Annotated in this window: 5 protein-coding genes and 1 pseudogene; all 6 read right to left on the reverse strand. The window is 42.2% G+C overall.

Features of this window, described 5'->3' with window-relative positions; translation table 11 throughout:
* A pseudogene (locus QVO88_RS04155) lies at positions 1-188 on the reverse strand (hypothetical protein); the annotation flags it as partial.
* 397 nt (positions 189-585) lie between these two features.
* Positions 586-1,959 (reverse strand): thioether cross-link-forming SCIFF peptide maturase, encoded by a 1,374-nt coding sequence (gene scfB, locus QVO88_RS04160; protein WP_022287270.1) that lies wholly within the window; start codon positions 1,957-1,959, stop codon positions 586-588.
* 118 nt (positions 1,960-2,077) lie between these two features.
* Positions 2,078-2,221 carry a six-cysteine ranthipeptide SCIFF gene (gene scfA, locus QVO88_RS04165; protein WP_013498654.1) on the reverse strand — a complete coding sequence of 48 codons (144 nt, stop codon included), beginning with the start codon at positions 2,219-2,221 and terminating at the stop codon, positions 2,078-2,080.
* Between the two features lie 98 nt (positions 2,222-2,319).
* Positions 2,320-2,724, reverse strand: a complete 405-nt coding sequence (locus tag QVO88_RS04170; protein WP_022287271.1) for a TIGR04086 family membrane protein — start codon at positions 2,722-2,724, stop codon at positions 2,320-2,322.
* Between the two features lie 108 nt (positions 2,725-2,832).
* The gene (gene yajC, locus QVO88_RS04175) at positions 2,833-3,165 is read right to left on the reverse strand and encodes a preprotein translocase subunit YajC (protein ID WP_022287272.1); all 333 of its coding nucleotides are present in this window, start codon (positions 3,163-3,165) and stop codon (positions 2,833-2,835) included.
* A gap of 94 nt (positions 3,166-3,259) precedes the next feature.
* A partial coding sequence (locus QVO88_RS04180; RefSeq protein WP_288177768.1) for an FAD-dependent oxidoreductase occupies positions 3,260-4,091 on the reverse strand: 832 nt, incomplete at its 5' end.

The following is a 4,091-nucleotide window of genomic DNA, read 5'->3' on the forward strand; positions in this document are numbered from 1 at the left end:
CCAAGTGAAATTTCAATTGTCTGTGGAGTTGTAGCAGTAAGCTTAATGCCTGTTACTTCAACTTCTCTGCTCATAGTAAACCAAGCGTAAGTAGCAGTAGAAAGCATTACAGCGGAAGTTGTGAGCATTGCAACTGCAGGTATAAGTTTCTTCTTAGCAGAAGTATTCTTCTTTTCATTAGTTTTCATATCTCTTCGTCCTTTTCATAATAATTTGTCGGTTTATACTGTCCGATACAGAGGGCGCTCGTTATAGCCGATTTGCGGTAACATGACCGCCAAGCACCTTTTGTTTATGTCAATCTTATACTAAATTCGACCCACTTTGTCAATAAGCTACCAGCTTAGTATACATTATATTTATCTTAATACTTATTAACATATCAGACGCATTTTGCTATTTTTCGACATGATCATACTATGTAATAACAGCAGAAAGCACGGAATAACGTCATTTGTTATTCCGTGCTTTTTAAACCGATTATTCAATAAATTTTTTTTGTTAAACTTCAAACGTTTATGTACATATTAAGTTTATATATGTACATAAAAGTTACCATGCGTGAAATTTACAAAATATTTATATTCATTCTGCGCTGTCGAGCATTTTAACAGCCTTCATCATGATAGCACATTCAAGACGCTTCTTCTGTATCTGACATGACAGCTTATGCGCATTGTGGATATCACCTGCGTAAATGTAGTTGTTTGCATTGCAACCGCCACTGCAATAGAACTTTGCCCAGCACTTTTTGCACTCTGGCTTGTTGTAAACGTGTGCGTGAGCAAACATATCTTTCATTTCCTCGTTAAATGTGCCGTCATAGAGATTGCCCATTTTGAACTCGGTGATACCAACGAACTGATGACATGGGTAAATATCGCCGTCAGGAGTAACAGAAACATACTCGTTTCCGCTTCCACAGCCCCTAAGTCTCTTTATCGCACAAGGACCCTGATCGAGGTCTATCATAAAATGGAAGAAGTTTATGAACTTGCCCTCGTCCCTTATCTTCTGTATCTTCTCAGAAAGTATCTCATACTCCTTGAAGATCCTCGGCAGGTCAGCCTCAGTGATAGCATAAGGCTCGCTAGGGTCAGCCATAACAGGCTCAACGGATATCTGGTCGAATCCCAGATCATAAAGGTGCATTACATCATTTGAGAAGTCAAGATTATACTTTGTGTAAGTGCCTCTTACATACCAATCCTTGTTCTTAGGACGTTTCTCAACAAGCTTCTTGAAGTTAGGGATAATCCTGTCATAGCTTCCTGAACCGTCAACACGCACTCTCATTCTGTCATTGACTTCTTTTCTTCCGTCGATAGACAGAACAACGTTGTACATTTCCTTGTTGATGAAGTCTATCATCTCGTCAGTGAGGTGTACACCGTTTGTGGTAACAGTAAATCTGAACTTTTTATTGTGAGGCTCCTCCTGTGAACGTGCATACTCAACAAGCTTTTCTACCGTACCGAAATTCAGTGACGGCTCACCGCCGAAGAAGTCCACCTCAAGAAATTTTCTGTCTCCTGAACGCTCTATAAGAAAATCTATAGCACGCTTGCCTGTTTCATAATCCATGAGCATTCTGCCCTGACCGAAATCGCCTGTTGAAGCAAAACAATATTTACATCTCAGGTTACAGTCGTGAGCGATATGCAGACACATCGCCTTGATAGGTGAAGCCACAGCAGACAGGGCATACTTCTCGTAATCGTCCTCGCTGAACAATATCTTGTCATTGTAAAGAGAAACTATCTCCTCATAACAATCCTCGATATCCTTGCTGTCATACATCTTTGACAGCTTTCTTACAACGTCCTCAGGACATTTCTCCTCAAAAGGCGGCTCAACATTGTCTAACAAATCATATGTCAGATCGTCTATAATATGTACTCCGCCACTGTTCACGTCAAGCAGTGCATTAAAGCCGCCAAGCTTAAACTTGTGTATCATTTAAAAATCACCTTTCGCATTTATATTCATATACAAATTTATACAAAAATAAAGGGACATAAAAATGTCCCTTTAGCAAGGCGTGTGTACGCTCGCACGCCTCAGAAAGATCGGAATATTAAGCCTCTCTCTCGCACTTCTGGTTAGCAACTGTGCAGGAGGTCTTGCAAGCTGACTGACATGATGCCTGACACTTGCCGCAGCCACCCTTAGCAGCAGTCTTCTTGAGATTAGCCTTATTGATCGTCTTGATATGTTTCATAGGATTTTACCTCCAATAATTGATTTACACTAATTATACCACATATCTCACTATGTTTTATGAACGAATAGTTAATGCAGTATAAATATTTATCCTTATCAAAAACGGCTGCTTTTAGAATTTACCCCTACAACTCCGCCTACGCCTGCACACACAAGGGTAAGCACAAGCTTTGCAGGCACGGAAAAGCTTTCAGCAGCTTTTGAAAACAGTGCACTGAGAATGACAATGATAAGAAAAATGAACACTCCGCACAGCACACCTGACAGCAGACCGTTTCTACGTTGCCTTTTTCCGCAGACATATCCCCCTGCATACGCCCCGATACCAAGTGCCGCTGTTGACATCACCGACAGCATAAGATCGGTGGCATCTATCTTAGTGATAACATACGCAAAAGCAAGCACAGCAACAAATATCGCACCGCACCCCACGCAGGCAGACAACGCCGTTGATGACAGCACAGACAGCTTTCTGCCCCCAAAAAACCTGTTATTTTTCATATCCGCACCCCCGCATACAAAATTCCCTAGGAAAATTATATTCAAAGCCACAGACAATAAGAACACAAAAAGGGACGGATAAAACTACCCGTCCCTTAAAAGCGATATTTACTTTGCGTCACCGTCATGAATTGTTTCATTCTTAGCGATAGCCCACTTTTTAACACGGATCTTGCTTCTGTCTCCGCCTGTTTCGATAACAACAGTGTCGTCCTTGATAGAGAACACGATACCAACGATTCCGCCGTTTGTAACGACCTCGTCACCTATCTCAAGGTTATCTCTCATCTCAGCGTCTTTCTTATCCTGCTTTTTCTGCGGACGGATAATAAAGAAATAGAAGAACACGATTATGAGTACCAGTGGGATAAAAGTCATGGCAAGTGATGCAGGTGAACTCTGCTCAGCTGCCAAAACTGAAATAATTGCTGACAAATTCATCAAAAGACCTCCAAATCTAATAATACTATATTAGTATATCAGATATTTGCACAAACTTCAAGCCTTTTAACAAATAATTTTCATTTACAAGAAATTATTTCTTGTTCTTGATATACTCGTCGATAGCAGCGGCAGCCTTTTTGCCTGCACCCATAGCGAGGATAACAGTAGCAGCGCCTGTAACAGCGTCACCGCCTGCGTAAACGCCTTCCTTAGTTGTTGACTCGTTCTCGTCAACGATAAGGCAGCCGTGATCGTTTGTTTCAAGACCAGGAGTTGTACTTCTGATAAGTGGGTTAGGTGATGTACCGATAGACATGATAGCTGTATCAACGTCAAGAATGAAGTTTGAACCCTCGATAGGGATAGGACGTCTTCTGCCGCTTGCGTCAGGCTCGCCCAGCTCCATTTTGATGCACTCCATGCCGTTTACATGACCGTTCTCGTCGCCAACTATCTTAACTGGGTTGTTAAGAACGAGGAACTCGATGCCCTCTTCCTGAGCGTGATGAACTTCTTCCTTTCTTGCAGGAAGCTCGTCCATTGAACGTCTGTATACGATATAAACGTGCTCAGCACCAAGTCTCATTGCAGAACGAGCAGCGTCCATAGCAACGTTACCGCCACCTACTACAGCTACGTTCTTAGACTTCATGATAGGAGTCTCATAATCGTCCTTGTATGCCTTCATAAGGTTGATTCTTGTAAGGTACTCGTTAGCAGAGTAAACGCCTACAAGACCTTCGCCCTCGATACCCATGAATCTTGGAAGACCTGCGCCTGAGCCTACGAATACAGCCTCATAGCCCATGCCCATAAGCTCGTCGATAGAAAGAACTCTGCCGATAACCATGTTTGTCATGATATGTACGCCCATGTTTGTCAGATTGTCTATCTCGTGCTGAACGATAGCCTTTGGAAGTCTT

Source organism: Ruminococcus sp. CAG:57, assembly GCF_000435935.1.
Classification (GTDB): domain Bacteria; phylum Bacillota; class Clostridia; order Oscillospirales; family Ruminococcaceae; genus Hominimerdicola; species Hominimerdicola aceti.